Source organism: Novosphingobium sp. PC22D, assembly GCF_002556635.1.
In the GTDB taxonomy this organism is placed as follows: domain Bacteria; phylum Pseudomonadota; class Alphaproteobacteria; order Sphingomonadales; family Sphingomonadaceae; genus Novosphingobium.
This window is the reverse complement of sequence record NZ_MWMO01000012.1, coordinates 16,690-42,608: the sequence shown is the minus strand read 5'-3', so window position 1 is coordinate 42,608 and position 25,919 is coordinate 16,690. Positions and strand designations below refer to the sequence as shown.

Genomic DNA, 25,919 nt, shown 5'->3' with positions numbered 1-25,919 from the left:
GATGTCGCAAAAGCCGGAAACACTCGCGGTCCATGGCGGTACCGCGCCCGATCCGACGACGAATGCGCGCGTCACGCCGATCTACCAGACCGCGAGCTACGTCTTCGACGACGTCGACCACGCGGCGCGGTTGTTCAACCTTCAGGAATTCGGGAACATCTACACCCGCCTGACGAACCCGACCAACGCGGCGCTCGAAGGCAAGATCGCCGCGCTCGAGGGGGGAGTCGGCGCGCTGGCGGTGGCTTCGGGCCATGCCGCGCAGCTTCTGGTGATGCATACGCTGATGGAGCCGGGCTGCGAGATCGTCGCGGCGAACAAGCTCTACGGCGGCTCGCTCAACCAGATGGGGCACTCGTTCCGCAAGTTCGGCTGGGAGACGAAGTTCGTCGACGCCGACAGTCCGGCCGCCTTCGAAGCCGCGATCAGCGACAAGACCCGCGCGGTCTTCATTGAGAGCCTCGCCAATCCGGGCGGTGTCGTCACCGACATCGCCGCGATCGCCGAAGTCGCGCACGAGGCGGGCGTGCCGCTCGTGGTCGACAACACGATGGCGACGCCCGCGCTGTGCCGGCCGCTGCGCCACGGGGCGGACATCGTCGTCCATTCGGCGACCAAGTTCCTCAATGGGCACGGCAATGCGATCGGCGGTCTGATCGTCGATTCGGGCAAGTTCGACTGGAAGGCCTCGGGCAAGTTCCCGACGATCACCGAGGAGAGCCCGTCGTATCACGGCATGGTCTTCGACGAGGCGCTGGGCGAGCTTGCCTTCATCGTCGCCTGCCGCGCGCTCGGCCTGCGCGATCTCGGACCCGCGCTCGCGCCGATGAACGCGTTCCTCGCGCTCACCGGCATGGAGACGCTGCACCTGCGCATGGAGCGCCACTGCCACAACGCCAAGATGCTGGCGCAGTGGCTCAAGAACCACCCCAAGGTCGCCTGGGTGTCCTACGCCGGGCTCGAGGACGATCCCTATCACGCGCTCGCCAGGACCTATCTCGGCGGCAAGGGCGGGGCGGTGTTCACCTTCGGCCTGAAGGGCGGCTACGAGGCGGGCGTCAAGCTCGTGTCCTCGGTCACGATGTTCAGCCATCTCGCCAATATCGGCGACACCCGCTCGCTGATCATCCATCCCAGTTCGACGACCCACCGCCAGCTTTCCGAGGCTGAGCAGGCCGCCGCCGGCGCCGGGCCCGACGTTGTTCGCCTGTCGGTCGGCATCGAGCACATCGACGACATCATCGCCGACATTGCACAGGCGCTGGACAAGGTTAGCTGATGACACAACCCCGTACCGACTGGAGCCGCGAGGAGATCGCCGCGCTGTTCGACCTGCCGTTCCCGGAACTGCTGTTCCGCGCGGCCGAGGTCCACCGCACGCATTTCGCGCCCGACGAAGTGCAGCTTTCCACGCTGCTTTCGATCAAGACCGGCGGCTGCGCCGAGGACTGCGGCTATTGCTCGCAGTCGGTCCATGCCGACAGCGGCGTCAAGGCGACCAAGCTGCTCGACGTGCAGGCGGTGCTTCAACGCGCCGCGCAGGCGGCCGACCAGGGCTCGACCCGCTTCTGCATGGGCGCCGCCTGGCGCAATCCCAAGGACCGCGACATGCCCGCCATCATTGAGATGGTGAAGGGCGTGCGCGCGATGGGAATGGAAACCTGCATGACGCTTGGCATGCTCACGCCCGAACAGGCCGACATGCTCGCCGAGGCGGGGCTCGACTACTACAACCACAACATCGACACCTCGCCCGAACGGTACGGCGACGTGATCACGACGCGCACGCTGGAAGACCGGCTCGACACGCTGGGCGAGGTCCGCCGCGCGGGGATCAACGTCTGTTCGGGCGGGATCGTCGGCATGGGCGAGAGCCGCGAGGATCGCGTCGGCTTCATCCATACGCTGGCGACGCTGCCCGAGCATCCGCAGTCGGTGCCGGTCAACGCGCTGGTCCCGGTCAAGGGCACGGTGCTGGGCGACATGCTGGCCGACACGCCGCTCGCCAAGATCGACGACATCGAGTTCGTGCGCACCGTGGCGGTGGCGCGGATCACCATGCCGCTGTCGATGGTGCGCCTGTCGGCGGGTCGGGAATCGATGTCGGAAGCGACGCAGGCGCTGTGCTTCACGGCGGGCGCGAACTCGATCTTCACCGGCGACAAGCTCCTCACCGCGCCCAACGCGGGCGACGACGAGGACGCGGCGATGCTCGCCCGGCTTGGGATGCGGGCCATGCCGATCGAAAAGACCGAAGCCGAATTCGACGCCGAACGCATGCCGCGCGGCTGCGCGCGGATGGAGGCGGCGGAGTGATGTAGTTGGGATGCAGGGCGGTCCTGATCGGCGCGACGATTGCGATCTGCCTGCTCCCTTGGTGGTTTTTCGCCGGTGGTTTCATGCACGGCGACTGAATTGGAGTAACGGGGTTGTTCAAGAAGATCCTCATCGCAAATCGGGGCGAGATCGCTTGCCGCGTGATCAAGACCGCGCGCCGCATGGGCATCGCCACGGTGGCCGTCTATTCGGACGCCGACGCTCGCGCGCCGTTCGTGAAGATGGCCGATGAAGCGGTGCATATCGGCCCGGCGCCCGCCGCGCAGTCGTACCTGATCGCCGACAAGATCATCGAGGCGTGCAAGCAGACCGGCGCCGAGGCGGTCCATCCGGGCTATGGCTTCCTGTCCGAGCGCACTTCGTTCGCCGAGGCGCTGGCCGAGGCGGGGATCGAGTTCATCGGCCCGCCCGTCAACGCCATCGCCGCGATGGGCGACAAGATCGAATCGAAGAAGCTTGCCAAGGAAGCCGGCGTCAACGTCGTGCCCGGCTTCGTCGGCGAGATCCGCGACACCGATCACGCGGTCGAGATCTCGAACGAGATCGGCTACCCGGTGATGATGAAGGCATCGGCCGGCGGCGGCGGCAAGGGCATGCGTCTCGCCTATTCCGAGCAGGACGTGCGCGAGGGCTTCGAGAGCGTGAAGCGCGAGGGCCTCAACTCCTTCGGCGACGATCGCGTCTTCATCGAGAAGTTCATTCTCAACCCGCGCCACATCGAGATCCAGATCCTCGGCGACAAGCACGGCAACATCCTCTACCTGAACGAGCGCGAATGCTCGATCCAGCGCCGCCACCAGAAAGTGGTCGAGGAAGCGCCGTCGCCCTTCGTCACGCCAAAGATGCGCAAGGCGATGGGCGAGCAGTGCGTCGCGCTGTCGAAAGCGGTGGGCTATTACTCGGCGGGCACCGTGGAGCTGATCGTCTCGGGCGCCGATCCCACGGGCGAGAGCTTCTACTTCCTCGAGATGAACACCCGCCTCCAGGTCGAGCACCCGGTCACCGAGTGCATCACCGGCATCGATCTCGTCGAGCAGATGATCCGCGTCGCCGCTGGCGAGAAGCTCGAGATGACGCAGGACGACGTGAAGATCGACGGCTGGGCGATCGAGAACCGCATCTACGCCGAAGATCCCTATCGCGGCTTCCTGCCCTCAACGGGACGTTTGTCGCGTTACAATCCGCCGGTCGAAGGCTGGACCGACGACGGGGCCGAGAACGGCCGCCGCGGCGTGGGCGGCGTGCGCGTGGATGACGGCGTGTTCGAGGGCGGCGAAGTCTCGATGTTCTACGATCCGATGATCGCCAAGCTGGTCACCTGGGGCGAGACCCGCGACGAGGCCGCTGATCTCCAGATCGCCGCGCTCGATGCCTTCGAGCTCGAAGGGCTGGGCCACAACATCGATTTCGTTTCGGCGATCATGCAGCATCCGCGCTTCCGCTCGGGCGAACTGACCACCGGCTTCATCGCGGAGGAATACCCCGAGGGATTCCACGGCGCGCCAGCGTCCGACGACTTCAAGGTCCGGCTTGCCGCGATTGCGGCCTTCATCGCCGCCGCGCGCGCCGACCGCTCGAGCCGCGTCGACGGCCAGCTCGCCGAACCGCTCGATCCCCCGGCCGAATGGACCGTGACGATCGAGAAGCAGCCCTACGAGGTCGTCATCGGCGAGGACGACATCACCGTCGACGGCGAGCCGGTCGAGATCGAGATGGAATATTCGCCGGGCGACCGCTTCGTCATGGCCGAGGCCGACGGTGATCACATCGGCGTCAAGCTCGCGGTCACGCGCACCGGCTTCCGGATGACGACGCGCGGCGCGATCCACGTCGTCGGCTGCCTGCCCTCACGCATCGCCCATTACGCGCAACACATGATCGAAAAGATCCCGCCCGATCTTTCGAAGTATCTCATCTGCCCGATGCCGGGCCTGCTCGTCTCACTCAACGTCGCCGAGGGCGATAAGGTCGAGATCGGCCAGCCGCTGGCCGTGGTCGAGGCGATGAAGATGGAAAACATCCTGCGCGCCGAGAAGGCGGGGACGGTCAAGTCGGTGAATGCCAAGGAGGGCGAGAGCCTGGCGGTCGACGCGATCATCCTCGAGCTGGAGTAGCATGCACCTCGACCACGATCCGGCCGCGCCGCCGGCGGACGAAATCGGCTTCGACGATTTTCTCAAGGTCGACATCCGCGTCGGCACGATCGTCGAGGCCGAGGTCTACGAAGGCGCGCGAAAGCCGAGCCTGAAGCTCAGGATCGACTTCGGCCCGGGCGTGGGCCTACGCAAGAGCGTGGGGCAGGTGCGCGCGCGCTATGCGCCGGAGGACTTGATCGGGAGACAGGTCGCGGCCGTCGTCAACTTCCCCCCGCGCCAGATCGGCAAGGCAGTGTCGGAGGCGCTGACGCTGGGGTTCGCGGACGAGGAGGGAAGGGTCGTGCTGTTCTCGCCCGACGCGCCCGTGCCGGACGGCTCGCGGCTGTTCTGACGCATGGCGTCATTTCCCGAAGTTCTCGCAGGTGCCGTGGCCGCAGGCGGGGGGCGCGCGGTGACCGTGCCCGCGACATGGCATCAGGGGCGCACTGCCTACGGCGGCTTCTCGGCGGCGCTGGCGCTGGACGAGGCGCAGCGCGTCGGCGGTGGCGAGATGCCGCCCTTGCGCTCGGCGCAGATCAGCATGATCGCGCCGCTGTTCGGCAACGTCGAGGTGAGCGCGCAAGTGGTCCGGCGCGGGCGCAATGCCACCTGGGTCGAGGCGCGGATCGTCGGTGAGATGGGATTGGGGCTGACCGCGAGCTTCGTTTTCATGGGGCCGATCGAAAGCGCACTCGCGGTTGACCGGCAGGCGATGCCCGAAGACGTGATCGCGCCGGGAGAGGCCTCGACGTTGTCGCGCGAACGCGGGGCGGTGTTCCTGCGCAACAATTTCGAAGTGCGCTTCGCGCGCCCGAAGATGCCGGAGCGCGTGCCGGAAATGTGCTGGTGGGTGAGGCTGGACGATCGCGCGGGGCTCGATCCGATGGTCGAACTGCTGCTCTGCGCCGACGCGCTGCCGCCCGGCGCCATGTCGATCCTCGGGCCGAGCGTGCCGGTCAGTACCATGCAATGGCACGTCAATGCTCTCACCGCGCGGCCTGAAACCAGGGATGGCTGGTGGCTGCTGCGCTCGACCGGCGACTATGCGCACGCAGGCTGCTCGAGCCAGACCATGGCCCTGTGGAACGGGCAGGGCGAGTCCGTCGCGGCCGGGATGCAATCGATCGCGCTGTTCGGCTGAGCGCACGGGTCGAGGCAGGATGCTGCCCGAACCAGACCCGTTCGGACCGACCATGCGGCGCGAAGTGCGGAAGCTCTAGTCGTCGACGTGCTCGGGCTTGCCCTTGCGCTTGGTCTCGGCAAAGTCCTCGAGCTGGCTTTCGCTCATGCTGTCGTACATCTCGCGCGAGGCGCCCTTGAGATCGCTCTTGTTCGCTTCGCCGCGCTTGGCGGCAAGTGCCGCGCCCGCGGCTTTTTGCTGTGCTTTCGACTTGGATGGCATGGTTTCTTGCTCCGTTCGTGATGGCTCGGCGGCAGGCCGCACACGGCCTGCCGCCTCCGCGCGCCCTGGCTGCGAGGCGCCGCGGCCCCCCGGGTTAGCGCATCGGCTCCGTCGGAATTGGGGCCTCGTTCAGAAGTAGGGCTAGCCGAGGCCGTAATATCCGAAGACCTGCTGTCCGTAGATGTCGTCCCATCGCGGACGTTTGTCGCGATAGCTCGGCGCGCCCTCAAGCTTCTCCTTGTCGAGATCGACGACATAGCCGCCGGTCTCCTGATCGTAGTCGAGCATTTCCCAGGGAATGGGATAGTGCTCGCTGCCGATGCCGAAAATTCCGCCGAACTCGAGGACGGCATACTCGGCCTTGCCGCTCCGCTTGTTGACCATGAAGTTCATGACGGACCCGAGCTTGTCGCCCTCGCGATTGTAGACGCGGGTGCCTTCGACCTTGTCGGAGGCGATGAGGCGTTCGGTTTCGTCGATGGCAATGGGATCGGTCATCGTCTGGCTCCTCTTTGCTCGAGGTCCGCTCACGCCCAAGGACGGCGCAATCGCGGACCATTTCGTGCTTGCGGGAACTAAACGCTTGAAAACATGCTGCGGTTTCGTTTCGCGCGGCAGCCCGTCGCGGTCAGGCCACACTTCGCGTCAACGCTGGCGAAATGCGCTTAAGAAGCGGCGCCGCGCAACAGCTCGACATCAAGGAACGCAGCAACCTCGTCGAGCGGGACTTCGCGATCCATGTAGGTTCGCCCGATGCCCTTCATCAACAGGAAGGGGAGCGTGCCCGCGTCCATTTTCTTGTCGTGCAGCATGTGCGCGACGAGATCGCGGCCGCTGCAATCGAGCCCGAGTTCGGCGAGTTCGGCGCGCATCCCGGCCTTGGCGAAGTGATCGGCGATCCGGTCCGCGCTCGCGACCGGCATCAGCTCGCGGCGCGCCGAATAGCGGGCCGCCAGGACCATTCCGAGCGCCACCGCCTCGCCGTGCAGCAGCCGCGCCGAATAGCCGGTCTCGGCCTCCAGCGCATGGCCGAAGGTGTGGCCGAGATTGAGCAGCGCGCGCTGGCCGCTCGTCTCCAGCTCGTCCATCGCGACGATGCGGGCCTTGGCCGCGACGCTGTGCGACACGGCATATTCGCGCAAGGCAGCGTCGCCGCCGAGCATCGCGGTGCCGTTGCGCTCGCACCACGCGAAGAAGTCGGCATCGCTGATGAGGCCGTATTTCACCACCTCCGCATAGCCCGCGAGCAGTTCGCGGTCGGGCAGGGTGTCGAGCACCGCGAGATCGGCGAGCACCAGCGAGGGCTGGTGAAAGGCGCCGACGAGGTTCTTGCCGGCGGGCGAATTGATCGCGGTCTTGCCGCCGACGCTCGAATCGACTTGTGCGAGCAGCGTCGTCGGCACCTGGATGAAGCGGCAACCGCGCTTGAGGATCGCTGAGGCGAAGCCGGCAAGGTCGCCGATCACGCCCCCGCCCAGCGCGACCACGTGGTCGCCGCGTTCCACTTCGAGGTCGAGCAGCCAGTTCACCGTCGCGGCAAGCTGGTCCCATGACTTGGTCTGCTCGCCCGGCGGCAGGATGCGCCAGTGCGGTTCGTGGCCATTGTCGCGCAGGCTGGTCTCGATGACTTCGCCCCACAGCGCATGGACGTTGCGGTCGGTGACGATCGGCACCGCGCGCTTGCGCAGCTTGCCGCGGCACAGCGGCACGAATTCGGCAAGCAGCCCGGCGCCGACGTGCACCTCGTAGGGCCGCCCCGCGATGTCGACGGGGATCACAGCCATTGCGCGATTCCGTCCAGTACCTTGGCCACGGTGTGGGTATGCGGGCCGCTCGTGCTCACGACGTGGATCGGCGCCTGGGCATAGGCGTGCCGCCGTTCCTCGCGCAGCCGCGAAAGGATCTCGCGCGGGTCGCCCTGCTTGAGCAAAGGCCGATTTTCCTTGCGCGACGTGCGCTCGACAAGAGTGTCGACATCGCTGTCGAGCCACACGGTGATCGCATTGTCGAGGATCAGCGCGCGCGTGTCATCGTTGCAGAACGCCCCGCCGCCGGTGGCGATGACCCGCCGCGAGCCGTCGGCCATGAGGCGCGCGATCACCCGGCGTTCGCCGTCGCGGAAATAGTCTTCGCCAAACTGATCGAAAATCTCCGGAATGGTCAACTGCGCGGACTTCTCGATCTCGTCGTCGGCATCGACGAAGCCGCAGTCGAGCAGCGCGGCGAGCCGCTTGCCGACACTCGACTTGCCCACGCCCATCATCCCCACCAGCACGACCGGCCGGTCGATCTTCCGCGCGAGCTGCGCCACGTTGGGCTTCGCGGAGGGGGCGGGTTGCTGGTCCATTGCGGGCAAGCCTATAGTTGCGCTAGGTCGCAGCGCAAGCATCGGTGAAGGAAGGTGAGTGACGTTTGACATGCGTTGGGGCTGGCTGCTCGCGGGGCTGGGCGTTTGCATCGCCTTGCTGCTCGCCTATGCCTGGGTCGACGGCGGTCGCGAACCCGTGCGCGACATCGTCGAGACCGTCCCGCTTCCGGAGCTGACGAAATGAGGCCGCTGCTGTTGCTGACCGGCGCCACGCTGGCGCTGACCTCGGTCCTCGCGCTCGCGCAGGACGCGCCGCAATCGCTGCTCCCGCCCGGCTTCGACGCGCCCGAGCCGTCGCCGACGCCCGCCCCGGCGCCCGCACCCGCGCCGCGTCCAGCCGCGCAGGCGCAGTCTCCCGCGCCGACACCCTCGAGCGCTCCGGCGACCCAGGGCGCGCCGCGCTCGGTATCGGTCCCGGTGGTGCAGGGCGAGCCCGCTTCGGGCGGCGCGGCGGCAAGTGCCGATGCCTCGGGCACGGCGGGACTCGCGCTCGAGGAGCTGCCTTCGCTCGAGGAGCTCGAGCGGATGACGCCCGAGGAATTCGCCGAAATCCTCGGAGCCAAGCCTGAATTCGACATCCCGCCCACCGCGCGGCGGGCCACCACGCGGGTCGGCCTGATCTCCGAGGAGGAGGGCGGGCTCAGCGCCAATTCGTTGAGCGGCCAGAACGGCCGCCTCGTCCGCCTTGCGCTTGCTGGCAATCGCGGCCGGCTGGTCTCGCGCTGGGGCCACATCCTGCTGCGCCGGGCGCTCGCCTCGCGGCTCAACGCGCCGCGCGGCCTTACGCCGCAGCAGTTCCTCGCGCTGCGGGTCGAACTCCTGCTGCGGATGGGCGAAGTCGACGCCGCGCGCGCGATCGTGCAGGACATCGATACCGGCGACTACAGTCCCGCGCTGACCGCCGCGGCCTTCGATACCTACGTCGAGGCGGGGGACATGACCGGGATATGTCCGGTCATGACCACCAACACGGCGGCGCGCGACGACGCCAAGTGGGACGCCGCAAGGTCGATCTGCAGCGCCTTTCGCGGCAGCAGCAGCGAGGCGCTGCGCCAGCTCGACCGCTCACTCTCGCGCGGGACGATGCCGCGTGTCGATGTGCTGCTCGCGCAGAAATACGCGGGCGCCGCGGGCAAGACGCGCCGCGCCGTCACCATCGAGTGGAACGACGTCGATAGCATCACCCCCTGGCGCTACGGGCTGGCGACCGCGGTCGGGGTCGAACCGCCGGCGGCGCTGATGAAGGAGGCCTCGCCGCGCTACAGATCGCTGATCGCGCTCGCCCCGGGGGCAAGCCTGCAGCGGCGGGCGGCGGCGGCGGACTGGGCGGCCGGCGTGGGCGTGCTGTCGAGCACGGCGATGGTCGACCTCTACGGACAGATCTTCAGCCAGCCCGACATGCCCGCCGAATGGTCGGCCCGCGCCGAATCGCTGCGCGATGCCTATGTCGCGAGCGCGCCCGCCGCGCGGCTCGCCGCGATCGAGCAGCTCTGGGACGGGCCAAGCAGCGAGCAGGCGGTCTATTCGCGCCGGGTGCTCACCGCTTTCGCCGCCGCGCGGCTCCCCGCGAGCGCCGACATGGCGGGCAGCGCCGCGCCGCTCGTTACCTCGATGCTCACCGCCGGGCTCGACGCCAACGCGCTGCGGTGGGCGGGCGTGGTTGATCCGGGCAGCGAGGCATGGGCACTGTTGACCTTCGCAGCGCCGGGCCGTGCCGGCGAGGTCGATGGCGGCGCGCTCAACACCTTCGCCGACAACGACACCAGCGAGGAAAGCCGCAAGTCGGCATTCCTGGTCGCGGGGCTGGCCGGGCTGGGGCGGATCGGCGAAGGCACGGCGTCGCGGTTCGATGACCGGCTCGGCATGCGGCTCGGCAGCGCAACCCGCTGGACCCGCGCGATCGACGGCGCGGCGCAAAGCAACGACGCCGCCTCGGTCGTGTTCCTCGCCGGGCTCGGCATGCAGGGATCGAGCTGGAAGCGGATGACGCCGCGCTATCTCTATCACATCGTTTCGGCCCTGCGGCGGGTGGGGCTGGAGGCGGAGGCGCGGATGATCGCCGCGGAGGCCGTTGCGCGCGCCTGACCGGGAAAGTGCGGCGGTCGTGGTCGGACCCGGGCGATGAGCGACCCGCTAGAGGATTTCCTGGCGATGCTTGCGAGCGAACGCGGCGCGGCGGCCAACACCCTGGCGGCCTACCGGCGCGACCTTGAGGGCGCGCGATCCGTGCTCGGCGACTTGCCGCGCGCGGACCGGGCTGCGCTCGCCTCGCTCGGTCCGGCCTGGGCCGCGCTCGCGCCGGCCAGCCTCTCGCGCAAGTGCTCGGCGCTGCGCCAGTTCTACGGTTTCCTTGTCGACGAGGGGCTGCGCGAGGATGATCCGTCGGGCGCGCTGCCCCGGCCTCGCGCGCGCCGGCCGCTCCCCAGAATCCTCTCGCGCGACGAGGTCGAACGCTTTCTCGGCCGTGCCGAGGAAGAAGCGGCGGGCGACCGACCCGAGGCGGTGCGGCTGCTCGCCCTGCTCGAACTGCTCTACGGCTCGGGCCTGCGCGCGAGCGAACTGGTCGCGCTGCCGGTCGCGGCGGTGCCGCGCGATGCGCCGTTCCTGCATGTGTCGGGCAAGGGCGGGCAGCAGCGGCTCGTTCCGGTGAGCACCCGCGCACGCGCGGTGCTCTCGCGCTGGCTCGCCGTGCGCGCGGACAAGTCCCGCTTCCTGTTTCCTTCGCGCGGCGCGGCGGGGCACCTCACACGCGTGCGGCTGTTCCAGTTGCTGCGCGAACTCGCCGCCCGCGCCGATCTCGATCCGACGCGCGTTTCGCCGCACGTCCTGCGCCATGCCTTTGCCACGCATCTGCTCGAAGGCGGAGCCGACTTGCGCGTGCTTCAGACGCTGCTGGGACACGCCGATATCGCGACCACGCAGATCTACACGCATGTCGATTCCGCGCGGCTCGTCGCGCTCGTCAACGCGCGGCATCCCCTGCGCGACAAGGCGGTGAGCTAGAGCAGGGCGGGGAACCTGCGCCCCGGGGCGGGGTTGAAGGCAGGGCAGGGTCTGAAGAGAAAACAGGAGAGATCAAGGAAATGGCGAGCCGTACCAAGCGTTTACGCGGGAAGCCGATGCTTGTCGCCTGCACCGCCGCGCTCGCGCTGACGGGGGCGGGGTGCATGACGGCGAGCAGCGGCGCCGATGCCGCCGCGCCCGCTCCGGCAAGCGTCAACACGATCAGCCAGGCCGACAAGGCCGAAGGCGCGAAGGCACATCCCCAGCTCATCGCCGAATTCGGCGGCGCGGTTTCCGGCCCCCAGGCCGACTATGTCGAGAGCGTCGGCAAGACGATCGCGATGCAATCCGGCCTCGGCAACGCACGCAGCGATTTCACCGTCACCCTGCTCAACTCGCCGGTTAACAACGCCTTCGCGATTCCGGGCGGCTACGTTTACGTCACCCGCCAGCTCACCGCGCTTATGAACAACGAGGCGGAGCTGGCCGGCGTGCTGGGGCACGAGGTCGGCCACGTCGCCGCGCGCCACTCGGCCAAGCGCCAGAAGGCGGCGACGCGCAATTCGATCATCGGCGTGCTCGGATCGATCCTCTCGGGCGTGCTGCTGGGCGACAGCTCGTTCGGCCAGCTCGGCCAGCGGCTCTTTTCGCAAGGCTCGCAGCTCTTGACGCTGAAGTATTCGCGCGGCCAAGAGACCGAGGCGGACAATCTCGGCATCGCCTATCTCAACCGCGCGGGCTACGACCCGCGTGCGATGTCGACCGTGCTGCAGAGCCTCGCTCGCCAGAACGCGCTCGAATCGCAGCTTCGCGGCTCGCGCAACCAGGTGCCCGAATGGGCTTCCACGCACCCCGATCCCGCTTCGCGCGTGAGGGAAGCGCTGGCCCGCGCCGGTACGAACGCTACCGGCTTGACCAATCGCGATACGTTTCTCGGCCGGATCGACGGGCTGGTCTACGGCGACGATCCCAAGCAGGGCATCGTCGACGGCAGCAACTTCATCCACCCCGAACTGCGGCTCCGTTTCGAGGCGCCCGACGGCTATTACATGGTCAACGGCACGCGCTCGGTCTCGATCAGCGGCGAGACCGGCAAGGCCGAGTTCACCACGGGATCGTTCGATGGCAACCTCGACACCTATATCACCCAGGCCTTCGCGGGGCTGACCGAATCGAACCAGCAGACGATCACGCCGCAGTCGATCGAGCGCACGACGATCAACGGACTGCCGGCGGCTTACGGCACCGCACGGGTGCAAGGCAGCAACGGACCGCTCGACGTGGTCGTCTTCGCGTATGATTTCGGTGGCGGGAAAGCCTATCACTTCACCACGATCACACAGGCCGGCCGGGCGGGCGTGTTCAATCCGATGTTCAAGTCAATGCAGCGAATCTCGACCGCGGAGGCAGGCGCGGTCAAGGCGCGCAGGCTCGAGGTCGTGACCATTCGGCCCGGCGACACGCTTCAGTCGCTGGCCGCGCGCATGGCTTACGACGATGCAAAGCTTGAACGCTTCCTCGTGCTCAACAACCTGAGCACCGCTTCGCGGATCGTCCCGGGCGAGAAGGTGAAGATCGTGTCCTACTGAGGCTGGGCCTCGCGAACGTGTAAAATTTCCGGACAGTCAGACAAAAGAAAAGGGCGGCAAGTGACCTTGCCGCCCCAATCCAAATCGAAGAAAAACCGCTTATTCGGTTTCCATCTCGGTCTTGACCTTGTCGAAGGTCGAGCTCAGCTGCGAGCCGAGGCCCTGCATCGCGACAATCGCGGCAACCGCGATAAGAGCGGCGATCAGGCCGTATTCGATCGCGGTCGCGCCAGCTTCGTCACGACGGAGCTTCTTGATGAACTTCATGGACTAGTCTCCTGGTTGTATAGTCAGTCTTCAGTACCCGGTCCGTTTTGACTTCAGCCTCGCGGACAAATGATGGTTTACGGGGAATTTCTTGAAAAATGCTAAACGTCACTCGCCGATTGCGGCCTGGGTCTTGTCGGAGACATCGGTCCACATATCGGTAGTGACGTCGGCGACGCCCTGAAGCGCGACGATCATGATCAGGATGACCATGCCGCAGATGAGCGCGTATTCGACGGCCGACGTTCCGCGTACGTCGCGCAAGAGGTTACGAAGGAGAACTTTGAACAGCATCGGACTCTCGTTCTGCGGCCATCGCGTGGCAGGATGCTCGTTTCAGGATTAAATTTTCTTTAAATCGGGCGGTGGAATTGGAAAAAAACTCGACATCGACGCTCGTGGCGGCGGTCGCTCTGATCGATCGGGATGCCAAAGTGCTCATGCAGCGCCGGCCTTTCGGCGCCATGCACGGCGGGCTATGGGAATTCCCCGGTGGCAAGGTTGATCCGGGCGAAACGCCTGAGAGCGCTGCTGTTCGCGAGATCGCCGAGGAACTGACCCTCACCGTTTCGGCGGACGACCTGCGGCCGATCGGCTTCGCCAGCCACGTGTCGGCGGCGGGCGGGGGCGCGCTGACGATCCTGTTGTTCGGCTGTCGCCTGTGGCGCGGAAGCCCCGTGGCGCTGTCGGCGGACGAGTTGGCCTGGGTCGCGGCCAGCGAGCTGTCGGCACTGGACATGCCGCCGCTCGACTATCCGCTCGCGGAACAGCTCGGACAAATGGTTTTCCACAATCTGCTCTGAACGCTTGCAAATCGGTCGGGCCCTATCTAAGAGCGCGTCTCTCCCGGCGCCCGTAGCTCAGCTGGATAGAGCATCAGACTACGAATCTGAGGGTCGGACGTTCGAATCGTTCCGGGCGCGCCATTTTTTCAGACAAGAAGAGCCTCGGTTTTCCGGGGCTTTTCTTTGCCTGCAAGGTAAGGTTTGAGGGTCTCCGACAGGCTCGGCAGCTGCGCGCGCTGATTCGCCTTCCGAATCGCAACCGCCGCCGCGACTAATCGCGCGGTGCCGTCCGCGCGCGTTGGACCTCGGCGAGCGCCCTGGCGATCTCGGCAATCGCCTCTTCGGGAATACGCCGCGCGATCGTGGGCATGGGCGCCTTCGACTTTTTTGCGTCGATCACGGTTTTCTCGCCGCGCCAGTTGCGCAGGCGATCGGCGATATAGGTCTCACGCTGGCCCGTGATCAGCGGCGCACGCTTATCCGGCGCGTGGCATTGCGTGCAGGCGGGAAGCTGCCTGGACGGCATGCCGCGCGTCAGCAACGCGGGCTCGCCTGGCAGCGGGATTTCGGCAAGGCCCGGCATCCGGGCGAAATGACCGGCGAGCGCACGTATCTCGCTGGTGGAGAGGCGCGCGGCGGCGACTTGCATCGGTCCGCTCGCGCGTTCGCCGGCGGCATAGGCCTCGAGCGCGGCGACGAGCGATGCGGCCCGCTGCCCGGCGATGATCGGGATGTCGGGTTGTCCGCGGCCCATACCATCCGTGCCATGGCAGCCGGTACAGGTCGCGAGCACGCCGGGACGCAGGCCCGGAAGGTTTGCTTGCGCTCGTGCTTCGGTGAGCGCGGCGAATTCCTGCTCCGACATGCCCGGTAGCCTGCGCAGGAAGCCGACCATGCGGCGCACTTCGTCGGGCCGCTCGAGCGAGGGCCAGGCAGGCATGCCGGTGTACTTCACGCCGTGGGTGACGATCCAGAACAGCTCGGCGTCGTCGTAGTGGGCGACGGTCGCGGCGAGGTCGGGCGCGGGCGGGGTTGCGGCCTGCATCTCGGGCGAGGGCTCGAGGCCGGGCGCACCGTGGCATGCCGCGCAGGACTGGCGGAAGTGCCCGGCCGCGCTGACGAGCGCGTCGTCGTCGCGGACGTCCTCCGGGGTCTGGAATGTGCTGTAAGTGCGTGCCGAGTTCTGCATGGTCCAGTGGAGGAACCAGTCGGTCACCGCCCAGTGGCCCGAACTCGCGGCGATCTGGAACAGTCCCGACCAGGCGAACAGCAGCCCGCCCGCCGCCAGCGCGAGCAGCGCCAGGAACGCGCGCTTCCAGGTCACGCGCACCGTCATGCCCGCTCCGCCCCGTCCTCGTGCAGCAGGCCCGAGAGTAGCGCGAGGCCGCCGGCGAGATAGCTTCCCGCGCCGATCAGCAGCATGACGACGCCGCCGAGCTGCTGGTCGGCGAGCGCATCGAGCCCGGGAAAGAGGTTGTGCGAGGCAGTGCCGTAGAGCGGGCGCGGGGCGAGCCCGATCAGCACGCCGAGCAGCGTCATGTGCATCGAGGTGAGTAGCAGCGCGCCAACGCCGGCGGCACGGCGCCCGGCCCGCATCGCGGCACTCCACAGCAGCAGGCCGGCGGCGAGAAAGCAGAACTGCTCAAGCGCGGCGGCAAGCATGGACGCACTGGCGAGGCTCCGCAGGGCAGGCAGGTGCCAGCCCCACACGGTGACGAGTTCGAGCAGCATCATCGCCATCGGCGTCACCACGCGCGGCCAGCGCCGGGCGGGATCGAGCCGCGTTCCGGTGATCCCGAAGGCGATCAGCGGCGCGGCGAGCGCCACCGCGATCATGTGCGCGGCCATGTGCCCGGTCATGCCGAGCCGCGCCAGCGCCCAGCCGAGGGGAACCAGCACGATGCCGCCGACGAGCGCGAGCCGCTTCATCGGCAGTCTCCCAGGAACACCACCGGCAGCGCGGTATAGAGCACCGCGACGAAGCTCAGACCCGCGAGAAGGAGGGTCGACTTGGCGATGAAGCGCAAGCGGTCGACACCGGTTGAATCCTGGTGCGGCGGGGCGTCGCCGGGAATGCGCGCCTGATGCCAGGCGACCCAGCCGGCAAGTGCGATGAGCAAGAGCGCGATCACTGTTCCCGCGACGAAGAGCCAGGGGAACGTGGCGAACTCGCCCGCCTTGGCGCAGGAGATCGCGGCCCAGAGATAGGAAAACAGGAAGTGCCCGGCCCACAGGGTCGGCGGAACGATCAGCGTCCACAGCGTGACCCTGAGGCGTTCATAGAGGCGGGGGCGCCGGTTCGTCACGAGACCTCCGGAAACAGGCCGGTGGTGGCGTAGGTCACGACGGTCGTGAGCGCGAGAAAATGCATGTAGACGGTCACGTTGCGGATTTCGGCGTCGTAGCGCGGTGTCATCCGCCCTGCGAGGCTGCGCGCGAGGGCATAGCCGAGCATGATCGCGCCGATCGCGGCGTGCGCTGCGGTCCAGATCGAGAGAGTCCATACGATCGCGGGATAGCTGTGCGATTCGGGCGCCATGCCGCTGGTCCAAGGCCCGGCAACGCCCGCTGCGCCGCTGGCGAGGCAGGCGCCGATGGCGAGCATCAGCAGGGCGCGGGCCACGCCGACCCGGCCTTTCGCGTTGCTCTCGCGCGCCGTGATCGCCAGCAGCCATGCGAGCACCCCCAGCGCGAGCGCGACCATCGGCCAGAACACGCCGGGCGCGTGCGCCAGCGCATCGGGCGGGAAGTCCTCGTGACGCGTCCAGAAGAAATAGTAGCCGAACACGAGCCCGGAGAACGCCGTCGCGTCGGCCATCATCGTGATGAACATCGCCCACCACCCGGGCGAGGCGGTGCCCGACATGTAGAGCGGCAGCTCGATCCCGTGGCCGACCGGCTTGCAATCCCTTTCCGGGATCTCGGCGGTCCCCGTCCACAGCCACCATAGTACCATCGCGAGGGTGAGCACGCCCGATACGAGCGCGAGCCAGTAGAGGTGATAGGTGGTGAAGATGAACACGCCGCCCAGCGCGATCGCGGTCAGCATCGGTTTCCAGCTCGGCGTGCCGAGGCGGATCACCGCGAGCGGGCGTGCATCGAGCACGCTGGTCACGATCGTTTCGCGCCGGCCTTCCTCGGCGTCGGGGAGAAAATAGCGGCCCTCGTCGACCTTCCTGATGAAATCGGGCTGGTCCCAGATCGGGTAGCGGCTCTCGATCAGCGGGATCGAGCGGATGCCCCAGTGCTCGTCCTGAGGGTGGGCGAGCCATTCGAGCGTGCCCGCATTCCACGGATTGCGCGCGGCCAGCGGTCGGCGCGGGGAAAGGGCTATGTCGAGGCAGATCACCGCCACGCCCGCCGCGAAGACGAAGGCGCCGATGCTCGAGGCCAGGTTGAGCGCGTCGATGCCGAGTTCGGCGGGATAGGTGAAGACGCGGCGCGGCATGCCTTCAAGTCCCGAGATGTGCATCGGAAAGAATGTCAGGTTGGCGCCGATGAACAGCAGCCAGAACGCGATGCGGCCCAGCCGGTCGGAGAGCGTCTTTCCGGTGATCAGCGGCCAGTAGTAGTAGAGCCCGGCGAACAGCGGCATCAGCGTGCCGCCGATCAGCACGTAATGCAGGTGCGCCACCACGAAATAGGTGTCGTGCGCCTGCCAGTCGAAAGGCGCGACCGCGACCATTACCCCTGTCAGTCCGCCGATGACGAAGATCGCCAGGCTGCCCGCCGCATAGAGCATCGGTGTCGACCAGATCACGCGGCCCGCCCACATCGTCGCGATGAACACGAAGATCTGCACCGCGGTCGGGATCGCGACGGCCTCGGACGCGGCGGAGAAGAACGCGAGGCTGATCTTGGGCAGGCCGGTGGTGAACATGTGGTGGACCCACAGCCCGAACGACAGGAACGCGGTGCCCACCGCCGCCAGCACGATCCACGGATAGCCCAGGACATGACGCTGCGAGAACGTCGGCACCAGCATCGCGAACAGCGCGATCGAGGGCAGAAAGACGATGTAGACCTCGGGATGTCCGAAGATCCAGAACAGGTGCTGCCACAAGAGCGGATCGCCGCCGCGCGAGGCGTCGAAGAATGGCCAGTTCAGCAGCCGCTCCATCTCGAACAGCACATCGCCCGCGATCAGCGGCGGAAAGGCGAACAGGATCATCACCGCGACAACGAGGATGTACCAGGCATAGAGCGGCATGAGGTTGAGCCGCATGCCGGGCGGCCGGCACTTGAGCACGCCGACGATCAGCTCGACCGCGGCGGCCACCGAGGACACCTCGATGAAAGAAAGGCCTAGCATCCAGATATCGGCGCCGAGGCCCGAGAGGTCAGTGCGCGTGGTGAGCGGCGGGTACATGAACCAGCCGCCGTCGGGCGCGGCGTCGAAGAAGATCGAGCCCGAAACGAATACCCCGCCCAGCAGGAAAGACCAGTAGCCGAAAGCCGAGAGACGCGGGAAGGGCAGGTCGCGCGCTCCGAGGAGTTGCGGCAGCAGGAGGATCGCGACCGCCTCGAACATCGGCACGGCGAAGAGGAACATCATCATCGAACCATGCAGCGTAAAGAGCTGATTGAACGTCCCCGCCTCGACGAAATCATTCTCGGGCACCGCAAGCTGGGTGCGCATCAGCAGGGCGAGCACGCCGGCGAACAGCATGAAGCCGAAGGCGGTGAGCGTGTACCACGCCCCGACCGCGTCGTTGTTGGTATCGGTCCATTTGAGGAAGAGCCCCTTGGGCGAGGCCCAGACCGCGCGCAGGCGCTCTTCCTGGGCGCGGCGCAGTTCGGGATCGTCCTGTTCGTGCAGGCTCATGGCAGCCCCTTCAGATAACGGGCGATGGCTTCGGCGTCGGCGGGCGCCATGGACTTGTAGGCGGGCATGCGCGCGCCCGGCTTGAAGCGGTGGGGATCGCGGATGAAGGCGGCGGTGTTCTCAATCGTGGGCTGAAGAATGCCCGCGCCGAGCGTGCGGCGCTCGCCGAAGCGCGAAAGGTCGGGGCCGATCCGCGCGTCGTGCGCGGTGCCGCGGATCGCATGGCAGGCGCCGCAGCCGTGAGCGGCGAAGGCCGCCGCGCCCCCGGCGTCCGCCTCGTTACCGTCCGAAGCGCGGCGTGCATCGGCGAGCCACGCGTCGAAGGCGGCAGGCTCCATGGCGATGACGTCGAAGGCCATGAGCGCGTGCGAAAGGCCGCAGAACTCGGTGCAGACCCCGCGATAGATACCGGCTTTGCGCGCCCGCACGACGAGCCGGTTGGTGCGTCCGGGGATCATGTCCATCTTTCCCGCGAGCCCGGGAATCCAGAAGCTGTGGATCACGTCGGTCGCGGTGAGGTCGAACACCACGGTACGGCCGACCGGCACCCGGATCTCGTTGGCGGCGGTCAGTGGCGCCTCGCCGGCGGGATCGTAGCGCACGCGCCACCAGAACTGCTCGCCCTCGACGCGGATGCGCAGGTCTCCCGGTGCAGCGGACATGGGGCGCATCGCGGGCAGGGCGAAGAGCAGCAGCACGGTCAGGATCACCGCCGGACCGACCGCGCCGAGCCACAGGACCAGCTTCATCCCGCCCTCGTGGCTGATCGCCCCTTTCGGGCTGCGCGCCGCGCGCCAGGCCAGTACGGCAACGCCCGAGGCGAGGATCAGCGCCCCTATGGCGAGTACGATCGTCAGCGTCAGGGTATCGTCGGCTTCCTCGCCGAACGGCGCAAGCGCGGACTGGTGTGCGTTGCATCCGGCAACGGCGAGCAGACTGGTGGCGGCAAGTCGTCGCAAAAAGTACCCGTCCCTGTTTCCTCCCGGCTACAATGCACGAGACGGCTCAGGGTTCACCGCATTGCGCGTTCAGCTACGTTTTGTCGTCATCGGGCAATGGAGGCGGGGCCGTGGACGGTCCGGCGGCCGGTTCCACGGCTTCGCCGCCCGGCGTGCGTGCGGCCGTCTTTCGCGGCGCGAGAAAACCGCGCGCGAGCCCGTGGTAGAGCTTTTCACGGCAGACCACCTTGCTGACGCCGTCGGCGATCAGCGCGGTCGCGAAGAGCGGCAGGATCATGCCCCGGCTCGCGGTCGTCTCCATGAGAATGATGACCGCGGTGAGCGGCGCGCGCACCACGCCGACGAAATAGCCGGTCATACCCAGCAGCACCACGGCGGCCATGGGATCATCGGGAAAGGCGAAGCTCAGCAACTCGCCGAGACCGGCGCCCACCGCCAGCGAGGGGGCGAAGATGCCACCGGGCACGCCGCTCAGCGCGGTCGCCAGCGTCGCCGCGAACTTTGCCGGCCCAAACCAGCCCGAGGCGTCGCCGGTGCCTTCGATCAGGTCGCGCGTGGTCTCGTAGCCGGTGCCCCAGGTCAGCCCGCCGGTGGCGATGCCGATCACCGCGACAACGAGGCCGCACACGAAAGCGAGCAGGACGGGGCGCGTGCGAAACTGGTCGTACCAGGCAAAGCCGCCGCGCGAGGCGGCCAGCATGATGCGCGAGAACGCGCCGCCCACCGCGCCGCCGATGATGCCGGCGACCGGCGCGATAAGCACGACCGAACCGACGCTCAGCGTCTCGTGCATGACGCCGAAATAGACGTAGTCGCCCGCGATGCCGAGGCTGACGAGACCCGACACGACCACCGCGCCCATCACCAGCAGGGCGACGCGCTGCTCGAACGCGGCGGCAAGTTCCTCGATCGCGAAGGCGACGCCGGCCAGCGGCGTGTTGAAAGCGGCGGCGACGCCCGCCGCCCCGCCGGCGATGAGCACGCCCGAGGTCATCGGCACCCGGAAGACCCGATGCCACAGGATCATGATCGCGGCGCTGACCTGGACGGTCGGTCCTTCACGCCCGACAGATCCGCCGACGAGCAGGATGAGCACGGTGAACCCCAGCTTGAGCAGCGCGGTCGGCAGCGAGAGCAGCCGTCCATAGGCGATGTCGGGCGCCTTGCCCGCGGCGATGACCTGGGGAATGCCCGAACCGCGTGCGCTCGGCGCAACGCGGTTGGTCAGCCAGGCGACGACGGCGAAGCCCAGCGGCGTGATTACGAGCGGAAGGTAAGGCTGCACGCGCAGCATCGCGGTGAAGTGCTTCTGCGCCTCGTCGCCGAGCATGGCGAAGAGAATGGCGACGAGGCCCAGGCTCACCGCGCCGGACGCCGTCGCCGCCCTGCGCCGCGCGGCGTCGAAGGGATCGGACAGGCTGCGTTTCCAGCGTGAGATCAACCGGGACGGATTTTTGCGGGTCACCTAGCGCCTGATTGCTGCGGATCGGAGGGATCGGCGCGCGAGGTCCGCGCTTGCCGGAACGACCGGTCGCCTATGGGGCAATCGCTTCGGGCACTTCAAGCCCCTTGGGCCTGCAAAAACAGCAAAGGCCGGAGCGCTCAGCGCGCCCCGGCCTTCGTGTCAGTCGGTTCGTCGGCCGATTATTCGGCTGCGTCCTCGCTCGCCTCGTCGGTGGCGGCGGTCTCCGTGCCGGTCTCGGTCGCGGCGTCAGCCGTGGCGCTCGCATCGGCGCCGCCGCTCGTCGCCTTGGCAACCGCGCTCTGGAACGTGGGGCTGTCCATCTTGACCTTGAGGCCCGAAGCGTCCGCCATCATGAACTCGCGAGTCAGCACGATCGACTTGCCGGTCGGCAGTTCGAGCGTGATGTTGTCGCCTTCCATGCTGGTGATCGTACCGGCGACCATGCCGTCGGTGGTCTTCACCTCGGCGCCAGTGGTCAGCGCGGCCATCAGCGACGAGTTCGCCTTGGCCTCGGCCGCCGCGACAGCGGAGTCGAGCTGCTGCTTGGTCATCGAGATGAGCAGGCCCTTCTCGTTCTTGCCGAGCGAGGTCGCCGGCAGCGTCGCCTTGTGCGCGCCGGTATCGAGCACGATGTTGGCGCCCTCGACCGACGTGATCGTACCGACCTCCGCGCCTTGCGGTCCATAGACCGTGGCGCCGGTCTTCAGAATTGCGGCGACTTCCGGCGCAACTTGAGCCGCGGCGGCGGCGGGCATGAGACTGGCGCCGGCGAGGGCGAGTGCGATCAGGGTATTCTTCATTGGGTACTCCTCTACGACCTTGGAAATCTCTTTCGATAATTCCAAACACACATGGCTCCGCTACGTTCCGCGACGGAGGCAAACTCGTGATGAACGGCATATGAGGCAGCCTACGACGGGCGCTGGCGGCGATGCCGGACGGCCCGATAGGCGGGCCGCGACACGGTACGGAGACGCAAGCGCCCCGCTCCATGCCAATTGTTATGGCTGGAATATAACGATTTGCAACTGAATAGCCCGTGAATCCCGCGGGAAAGCGCCGCGAAATGCTATTTGAGCGAGAGCAGGGAGTAGCTTTCGTCGTCGGGATGGCGCCCGCCCGGCTCGATCATGATGCCGAGCATGCCGTTCGACCAGTCGGCGGAATCGGGATATTGGCGAAACCAGTCGGTGACGACGTTGCGCCGCAGGATCCGCCATTCGTCGTCGCGCTTGGCGAGCGTGTCGAGGTATCGGCCGGCGCCGATTACGTCGGACTTGCTGCCGTCAGGCAGGTTGATGCGGTGGATGCCGTAGAAGTAGGCCTCGCAGTCCGCCTCGTCCCCGCGCAGCGAAATCAGCACGTTGGAGATCATGTGCATGGTCTGGTCCATCGAGCCCATGATCGGGAAGGACCATGCGATGAATTCCTCGGCATTGCCGGTGAAGCCCATGTGGCTGTCGATGCAGTCCGGCCAGTAGGCGCTGCGGATCATGTCGGCATCGAGCCGGTCGACGCCGCGCGCGTAGCGGTAGAGGCATTCCTTGATCGCCTCGCGATCCGCGAGTTCCTCGAGGACACGGCTGACGGGGGTGGTCATCGCTGCTTCTCCCTGGACATGTATTTGCGGACCAGAGGATTGCGGACGCGGCGCCGCAAAGGCAATGGCGCAGAGCGGCGGGGGCCGCCTCGGGCAAGCCCTTGCGCCGTATCGAGCGCGCTCGTGGAACGACGGCGCGGCTCGGGGGTTGTCAGGGTCTGGGATCGAACGTGTTACCGGGCAAGGACGCAGTGCAGAACGACGATTGGGGCGACGAAGGCATAGAGCCGTCGGTCTGGCGCTATGCGAAGGCCAGCCGCGCACACGTCGTGATCGACGCGGCGGACTATTTCGATGTGGCGCGCATCGCGATGACGCAGGCCCGCCAGCGCATCTTCATCGTCGGCTGGGACGTCGATACCCGGATACTGCTCACCTCGGGGCGGCGTTGGTGGCACCTGCCGCACAAGGGTCATTTCCCCGCCCGGCTCGGCTCTTTCGTGCTCTGGGTGGCGCGGCGAACGCCGGGGCTCGAGGTCAAGCTCCTCAAGTGGAACTTCTCGCTGGTGAAGTCGATATTCCGCGGCACGATGGTGGTCGACCTGCTGCGCTGGGTGAAGAACGATTCGATCGACTTCAAGTTCGATTCCGCGCACCCCGTCGGGTGCAGCCACCACCAGAAGATCCTCGTCATCGACGACAAGTTCGCGGCCTGCGGCGGGATCGACATGACCACCGACCGCTGGGACACGCGCGAGCACGTTCACAACGATCCGCGCCGCAAGCGGCCCGCGGGGCGGCACTACGATCCCTGGCACGACGCGACGATGCTGCTCGAAGGCGAGGTCGCGCGCGCGCTTTCGGCGCTCGGGCGCGCGCGCTGGGAGGCGGCGGGCGGCGAGCAGCTCGCACCGTGCCGCCCGCAGCAGGAAAGCGCCTGGCCCGAACCGGTCGAGGCCGAGTTCCGCGACGTCGAGATCGGCATCGCGCGCACGCGGGCGAGGTACGGTGAGTGCAGCCAGATCAGCGAGATCGAATCGCTGTTCGTCGATCACATCGCCCGGGCCAAGCGCTTCATTTATGCCGAGACCCAGTATTTCGCCTCGCGCCGCATCGCCGAGGCGATTTGCGAACGGCTGAGCGAGCCCGATCCGCCCGAGATCGTGATCGTCAATCCGCTTCACGCCGACGGCTGGCTTGAGCAAGTCGCGATGGACAGCGCGCGCGCCGAATTGCGCGAGGTCGTACACGCCGTCGACCATGCCGGGCGGTTCCGGATCTACACGCCCTACACATCCGGCGGGACGCCGATCTACGTCCACGCGAAGATCACGATCATCGACGATGAGATCCTGAGAGTCGGCTCTGCCAATATGAACAATCGCTCGATGGGGCTCGATTCCGAATGCGACGTCTTCATCGACTGCGCACGCCCGTCCAACGCCGGCTGCGGACCGGCGATCACCGACCTTCGCCATTCGCTGATCGCAGAGCACTGCGGCGTTTCGATCGAGGATGTCGCTGCCGGGCTCGAACAGCACGGTTCGATGATCGCCTTCATCGAATCCCTGCCGCAAACGGGAAAAAGGCTCGAAATATTACCCTTGCAGGAGATATCCGAAACTGAAAGAGCCCTTGCCCAGGCTGCCGTCTTCGATCCAGAACGTCCCGAAGAGATGTTCGAACCGATCAGCAAGCGCGGTCTGTTCAAGCGGAAGGGCTATCTGCGCCGGACGCGCAACATGCTGGAAAAGATAAAAGCTAGGAGAAAGAAGGGATGAGCAGCCTGGTAGGCCCCGACGAGGACGATCCCAAGGGCAAGGTTCCGGTTCCCGAAGACGTCCAGAATGCCATCCGCACGCTCATCGAATGGTCGGGCGACGATCCGAGCCGTGAAGGTCTGCTCGACACACCCAAGCGGGTCGCGCGCGCGTGGAAGGAATACTGCATCGGCTACAACGAAGACCCGGCGATCCACTTGTCGCGTATCTTCGAGGAAGTCGGAGGCTACAACGAGGTCGTGCTGCTCAAGGACATTCCGTTCCAATCGCATTGCGAACACCACATGGCCCCGATCATCGGCAAGGCGGCGATCGCCTACCTGCCGCGCGACCACGTGGTCGGCATTTCCAAGCTCGCGCGCGTGCTGCACGGCTTCGCCCGGCGCCTGCAGATCCAGGAGCGGCTGACCGCCGAGGTGGCGCAGTGCATCTGGGACCACCTCAAGCCCCACGGCGTCGCGGTGGTGATCGAAGCCAGCCACGCCTGCATGACCGCGCGCGGCGTGCGCACGCCGGGCGTGGGCATGATCACCAGCCGGATGATGGGCACCTTCCTGGAGGATCAGCGCAGCCGCGAGGAAGTGATGAGCCTGATGGGGTACTGATCGGGCTCGGTGCCGCCCGGGTTTCGACCGACGTCGAAACCGCGCTTATACCTGTGACTGGCGCCGCACCCGAAGGCACCGGCGCCAATGCCGGAGCTTGTCAGCTTCCGCGCGAGACGGGCAGCAGGGCGCCGCTGATCGAGGCCGCGTCGTCCGAGGCCAGGAAGGCGATGACCTTGGCGACGGCGCCGGGGCTCACCCATTGCGAAAAGTCCGCGTCGGCCATGTCCGCGCGATTGGTCGGCGTGTCGATGATGCTCGGCAGGACGGCGTTGACCGTGACGGTCGATCCGGCGAGTTCCTCGGCCAGCGCCTCGGTCATGCGGTGAACGCCCGACTTTGACGCTGCGTAGGCGCCCATGCCCATGCCCGCTTTGACCGCGCCGCCCGCGCCGATGTTGACGATGCGGCCCGCCGCCGACTTCTTCAGTTCGGGCAGTGCGAGCTGCGTGATCGTCGCGTTGGTCATCAGGTTCATCGACTGCATTTTCGACCAGGTGGCGAGGTCGCCGTCCTCGAGCGTCTCCCAGGCGAAGCCGCCCGCGACGTTGACGAGCACGTCGATCCCGCCATGGGCCGCGACCACCTTGGCCAGCGCGCCCTTCGTCGCTTCGGTGTCGGTGAGGTCGATGCCGCCGATGTCGAGCGTGCCGGCGATCGGGGCAGAGGCCGTCGCCGCGTAGTCGATCCGGGTGACCTTGTCCCCTCGGCTCGCGAATAGCTCGGCCACCGCGTTGCCGAGAACGCCGAAACCACCTGTGACAATAACCGATCGGGTCATGAATCCTCCTTTGCCTGCCAGCGAGGCTATCGGTCCGCGTCATTGACGGCAAGCCGGCCGGCCAACAAGGCTTGAGC

Annotated in this window: 27 protein-coding genes and 1 tRNA gene; 13 read left to right on the top strand and 15 right to left on the bottom strand. The window is 67.1% G+C overall.

Annotated elements, in window-relative coordinates:
* Window position 1 precedes the first annotated feature (1 nt).
* The 5 genes from B2G71_RS16545 (at window position 2) to B2G71_RS16525 (ending at window position 5,613) form a co-directional block, all read left to right on the top strand.
* Window positions 2-1,279, top strand: coding sequence for an O-acetylhomoserine aminocarboxypropyltransferase (locus B2G71_RS16545; protein WP_098107736.1), 1,278 nt, complete (start codon window positions 2-4; stop codon window positions 1,277-1,279).
* Complete coding sequence (bioB, locus tag B2G71_RS16540; RefSeq protein ID WP_098107735.1) at window positions 1,279-2,316, top strand: biotin synthase BioB; 1,038 nt, start codon at window positions 1,279-1,281, stop codon at window positions 2,314-2,316. The genes B2G71_RS16545 and bioB overlap by 1 nt, the downstream gene beginning before the upstream one ends.
* Window positions 2,317-2,429: 113 nt before the next feature.
* The gene (locus B2G71_RS16535; protein WP_098107733.1) at window positions 2,430-4,451 is read left to right on the top strand and encodes an acetyl/propionyl/methylcrotonyl-CoA carboxylase subunit alpha; all 2,022 of its coding nucleotides are present in this window, start codon (window positions 2,430-2,432) and stop codon (window positions 4,449-4,451) included.
* 1 nt (window position 4,452) lies between these two features.
* Window positions 4,453-4,824, top strand: coding sequence for a tRNA-binding protein (locus B2G71_RS16530; protein WP_098107732.1), 372 nt, complete (start codon window positions 4,453-4,455; stop codon window positions 4,822-4,824).
* Window positions 4,825-4,827: 3 nt separating this feature from the next.
* Window positions 4,828-5,613 (top strand): thioesterase family protein, encoded by a 786-nt coding sequence (locus B2G71_RS16525; RefSeq protein ID WP_098107731.1) that lies wholly within the window; start codon window positions 4,828-4,830, stop codon window positions 5,611-5,613.
* Window positions 5,614-5,688: 75 nt separating this feature from the next.
* On the opposite strand, the gene B2G71_RS16520 is transcribed toward B2G71_RS16525, so the two are convergent.
* The 4 genes from B2G71_RS16520 to B2G71_RS16505 all read right to left on the bottom strand — a co-directional run bounded on the left by B2G71_RS16520 (window position 5,689) and on the right by B2G71_RS16505 (window position 8,221).
* Entirely contained in the window at window positions 5,689-5,874 is a 186-nt protein-coding gene (locus B2G71_RS16520) for a DUF3008 family protein (RefSeq protein WP_098107729.1), read from the bottom strand.
* 141 nt (window positions 5,875-6,015) lie between these two features.
* Window positions 6,016-6,372 carry a PRC-barrel domain-containing protein gene (locus B2G71_RS16515; RefSeq protein ID WP_098107728.1) on the bottom strand — a complete coding sequence of 119 codons (357 nt, stop codon included), beginning with the start codon at window positions 6,370-6,372 and terminating at the stop codon, window positions 6,016-6,018.
* A 167-nt stretch (window positions 6,373-6,539) separates the two neighbouring features.
* Window positions 6,540-7,658 carry a 3-dehydroquinate synthase gene (aroB, locus tag B2G71_RS16510; protein ID WP_098107726.1) on the bottom strand — a complete coding sequence of 373 codons (1,119 nt, stop codon included), beginning with the start codon at window positions 7,656-7,658 and terminating at the stop codon, window positions 6,540-6,542.
* Entirely contained in the window at window positions 7,649-8,221 is a 573-nt protein-coding gene (locus B2G71_RS16505) for a shikimate kinase (RefSeq protein WP_240530193.1), read from the bottom strand. Before B2G71_RS16505 ends, aroB begins: the two co-directional genes overlap by 10 nt.
* A gap of 58 nt (window positions 8,222-8,279) precedes the next feature.
* Between B2G71_RS16505 and B2G71_RS24175 the strand changes: the two genes are divergently transcribed.
* From B2G71_RS24175 to B2G71_RS16490, 4 genes are all read left to right on the top strand, one after another.
* Window positions 8,280-8,426: a hypothetical protein gene (locus B2G71_RS24175; protein WP_168176390.1), complete on the top strand. Its 147-nt coding sequence runs from the start codon at window positions 8,280-8,282 to the stop codon at window positions 8,424-8,426.
* On the top strand, window positions 8,423-10,327 hold the full coding sequence (locus B2G71_RS16500; protein WP_098107723.1) for a hypothetical protein: 1,905 nt from the start codon (window positions 8,423-8,425) through the stop codon (window positions 10,325-10,327). Before B2G71_RS24175 ends, B2G71_RS16500 begins: the two co-directional genes overlap by 4 nt.
* Before the next feature lie 36 nt (window positions 10,328-10,363).
* Window positions 10,364-11,245, top strand: coding sequence for a tyrosine recombinase (locus B2G71_RS16495; RefSeq protein ID WP_098107722.1), 882 nt, complete (start codon window positions 10,364-10,366; stop codon window positions 11,243-11,245).
* Between the two features lie 80 nt (window positions 11,246-11,325).
* The gene (locus B2G71_RS16490) at window positions 11,326-12,834 is read left to right on the top strand and encodes a M48 family metalloprotease (RefSeq protein ID WP_098107720.1); all 1,509 of its coding nucleotides are present in this window, start codon (window positions 11,326-11,328) and stop codon (window positions 12,832-12,834) included.
* Window positions 12,835-12,933: 99 nt separating this feature from the next.
* Here the strand turns inward: B2G71_RS16490 and B2G71_RS16485 are convergent, their stop codons facing one another.
* Together B2G71_RS16485 and B2G71_RS16480 are read right to left on the bottom strand one after the other, a co-directional pair.
* Entirely contained in the window at window positions 12,934-13,101 is a 168-nt protein-coding gene (locus tag B2G71_RS16485; RefSeq protein ID WP_098107718.1) for a Flp family type IVb pilin, read from the bottom strand.
* A 108-nt stretch (window positions 13,102-13,209) separates the two neighbouring features.
* On the bottom strand, window positions 13,210-13,395 hold the full coding sequence (locus tag B2G71_RS16480) for a Flp family type IVb pilin (RefSeq protein ID WP_098107717.1): 186 nt from the start codon (window positions 13,393-13,395) through the stop codon (window positions 13,210-13,212).
* A gap of 71 nt (window positions 13,396-13,466) precedes the next feature.
* On the opposite strand from B2G71_RS16480, the gene B2G71_RS16475 reads away from it, so the two are divergent.
* Both B2G71_RS16475 and B2G71_RS16470 read left to right on the top strand, forming a co-directional pair.
* Complete coding sequence (locus B2G71_RS16475) at window positions 13,467-13,904, top strand: (deoxy)nucleoside triphosphate pyrophosphohydrolase (RefSeq protein ID WP_346426943.1); 438 nt, start codon at window positions 13,467-13,469, stop codon at window positions 13,902-13,904.
* 46 nt (window positions 13,905-13,950) lie between these two features.
* A tRNA-Arg gene (locus B2G71_RS16470) sits at window positions 13,951-14,027 on the top strand.
* A gap of 130 nt (window positions 14,028-14,157) precedes the next feature.
* Here the strand turns inward: B2G71_RS16470 and B2G71_RS16465 are convergent.
* The 8 genes from B2G71_RS16465 to B2G71_RS16430 form a co-directional block, all read right to left on the bottom strand.
* Window positions 14,158-15,222: a c-type cytochrome gene (locus B2G71_RS16465; RefSeq protein WP_098107713.1), complete on the bottom strand. Its 1,065-nt coding sequence runs from the start codon at window positions 15,220-15,222 to the stop codon at window positions 14,158-14,160.
* The gene (locus tag B2G71_RS16460) at window positions 15,219-15,815 is read right to left on the bottom strand and encodes a cytochrome c oxidase assembly protein (RefSeq protein ID WP_098107712.1); all 597 of its coding nucleotides are present in this window, start codon (window positions 15,813-15,815) and stop codon (window positions 15,219-15,221) included. The genes B2G71_RS16465 and B2G71_RS16460 overlap by 4 nt, the downstream gene beginning before the upstream one ends.
* A complete protein-coding gene (locus tag B2G71_RS16455) occupies window positions 15,812-16,192 on the bottom strand; it encodes a hypothetical protein (protein WP_098107710.1) in 381 nt (126 codons plus the stop codon). Before B2G71_RS16455 ends, B2G71_RS16460 begins: the two co-directional genes overlap by 4 nt.
* Entirely contained in the window at window positions 16,189-18,711 is a 2,523-nt protein-coding gene (ctaD, locus tag B2G71_RS16450; RefSeq protein ID WP_098107709.1) for a cytochrome c oxidase subunit I, read from the bottom strand. The genes B2G71_RS16455 and ctaD overlap by 4 nt, the downstream gene beginning before the upstream one ends.
* Window positions 18,708-19,670, bottom strand: coding sequence for a cytochrome c oxidase subunit II (gene coxB, locus B2G71_RS16445; protein WP_098107707.1), 963 nt, complete (start codon window positions 19,668-19,670; stop codon window positions 18,708-18,710). The genes ctaD and coxB overlap by 4 nt, the downstream gene beginning before the upstream one ends.
* Before the next feature lie 73 nt (window positions 19,671-19,743).
* Window positions 19,744-21,111 carry a chloride channel protein gene (locus tag B2G71_RS16440; RefSeq protein WP_240530199.1) on the bottom strand — a complete coding sequence of 456 codons (1,368 nt, stop codon included), beginning with the start codon at window positions 21,109-21,111 and terminating at the stop codon, window positions 19,744-19,746.
* Window positions 21,112-21,314: 203 nt separating this feature from the next.
* Window positions 21,315-21,935 (bottom strand): hypothetical protein, encoded by a 621-nt coding sequence (locus B2G71_RS16435; RefSeq protein WP_098107706.1) that lies wholly within the window; start codon window positions 21,933-21,935, stop codon window positions 21,315-21,317.
* 269 nt (window positions 21,936-22,204) lie between these two features.
* Complete coding sequence (locus B2G71_RS16430; protein WP_098107704.1) at window positions 22,205-22,735, bottom strand: nuclear transport factor 2 family protein; 531 nt, start codon at window positions 22,733-22,735, stop codon at window positions 22,205-22,207.
* A gap of 191 nt (window positions 22,736-22,926) precedes the next feature.
* Between B2G71_RS16430 and B2G71_RS16425 the strand changes: the two genes are divergently transcribed.
* Together B2G71_RS16425 and folE are read left to right on the top strand one after the other, a co-directional pair.
* Entirely contained in the window at window positions 22,927-24,456 is a 1,530-nt protein-coding gene (locus B2G71_RS16425) for a phospholipase D-like domain-containing protein (protein ID WP_206049432.1), read from the top strand.
* A complete protein-coding gene (folE, locus tag B2G71_RS16420) occupies window positions 24,453-25,061 on the top strand; it encodes a GTP cyclohydrolase I FolE (protein WP_098107702.1) in 609 nt (202 codons plus the stop codon). The genes B2G71_RS16425 and folE overlap by 4 nt, the downstream gene beginning before the upstream one ends.
* 100 nt (window positions 25,062-25,161) lie before the next feature.
* Here the strand turns inward: folE and B2G71_RS16415 are convergent, their stop codons facing one another.
* The gene (locus B2G71_RS16415; RefSeq protein WP_098107701.1) at window positions 25,162-25,842 is read right to left on the bottom strand and encodes an SDR family NAD(P)-dependent oxidoreductase; all 681 of its coding nucleotides are present in this window, start codon (window positions 25,840-25,842) and stop codon (window positions 25,162-25,164) included.
* Window positions 25,843-25,919: the final 77 nt, after the last annotated feature.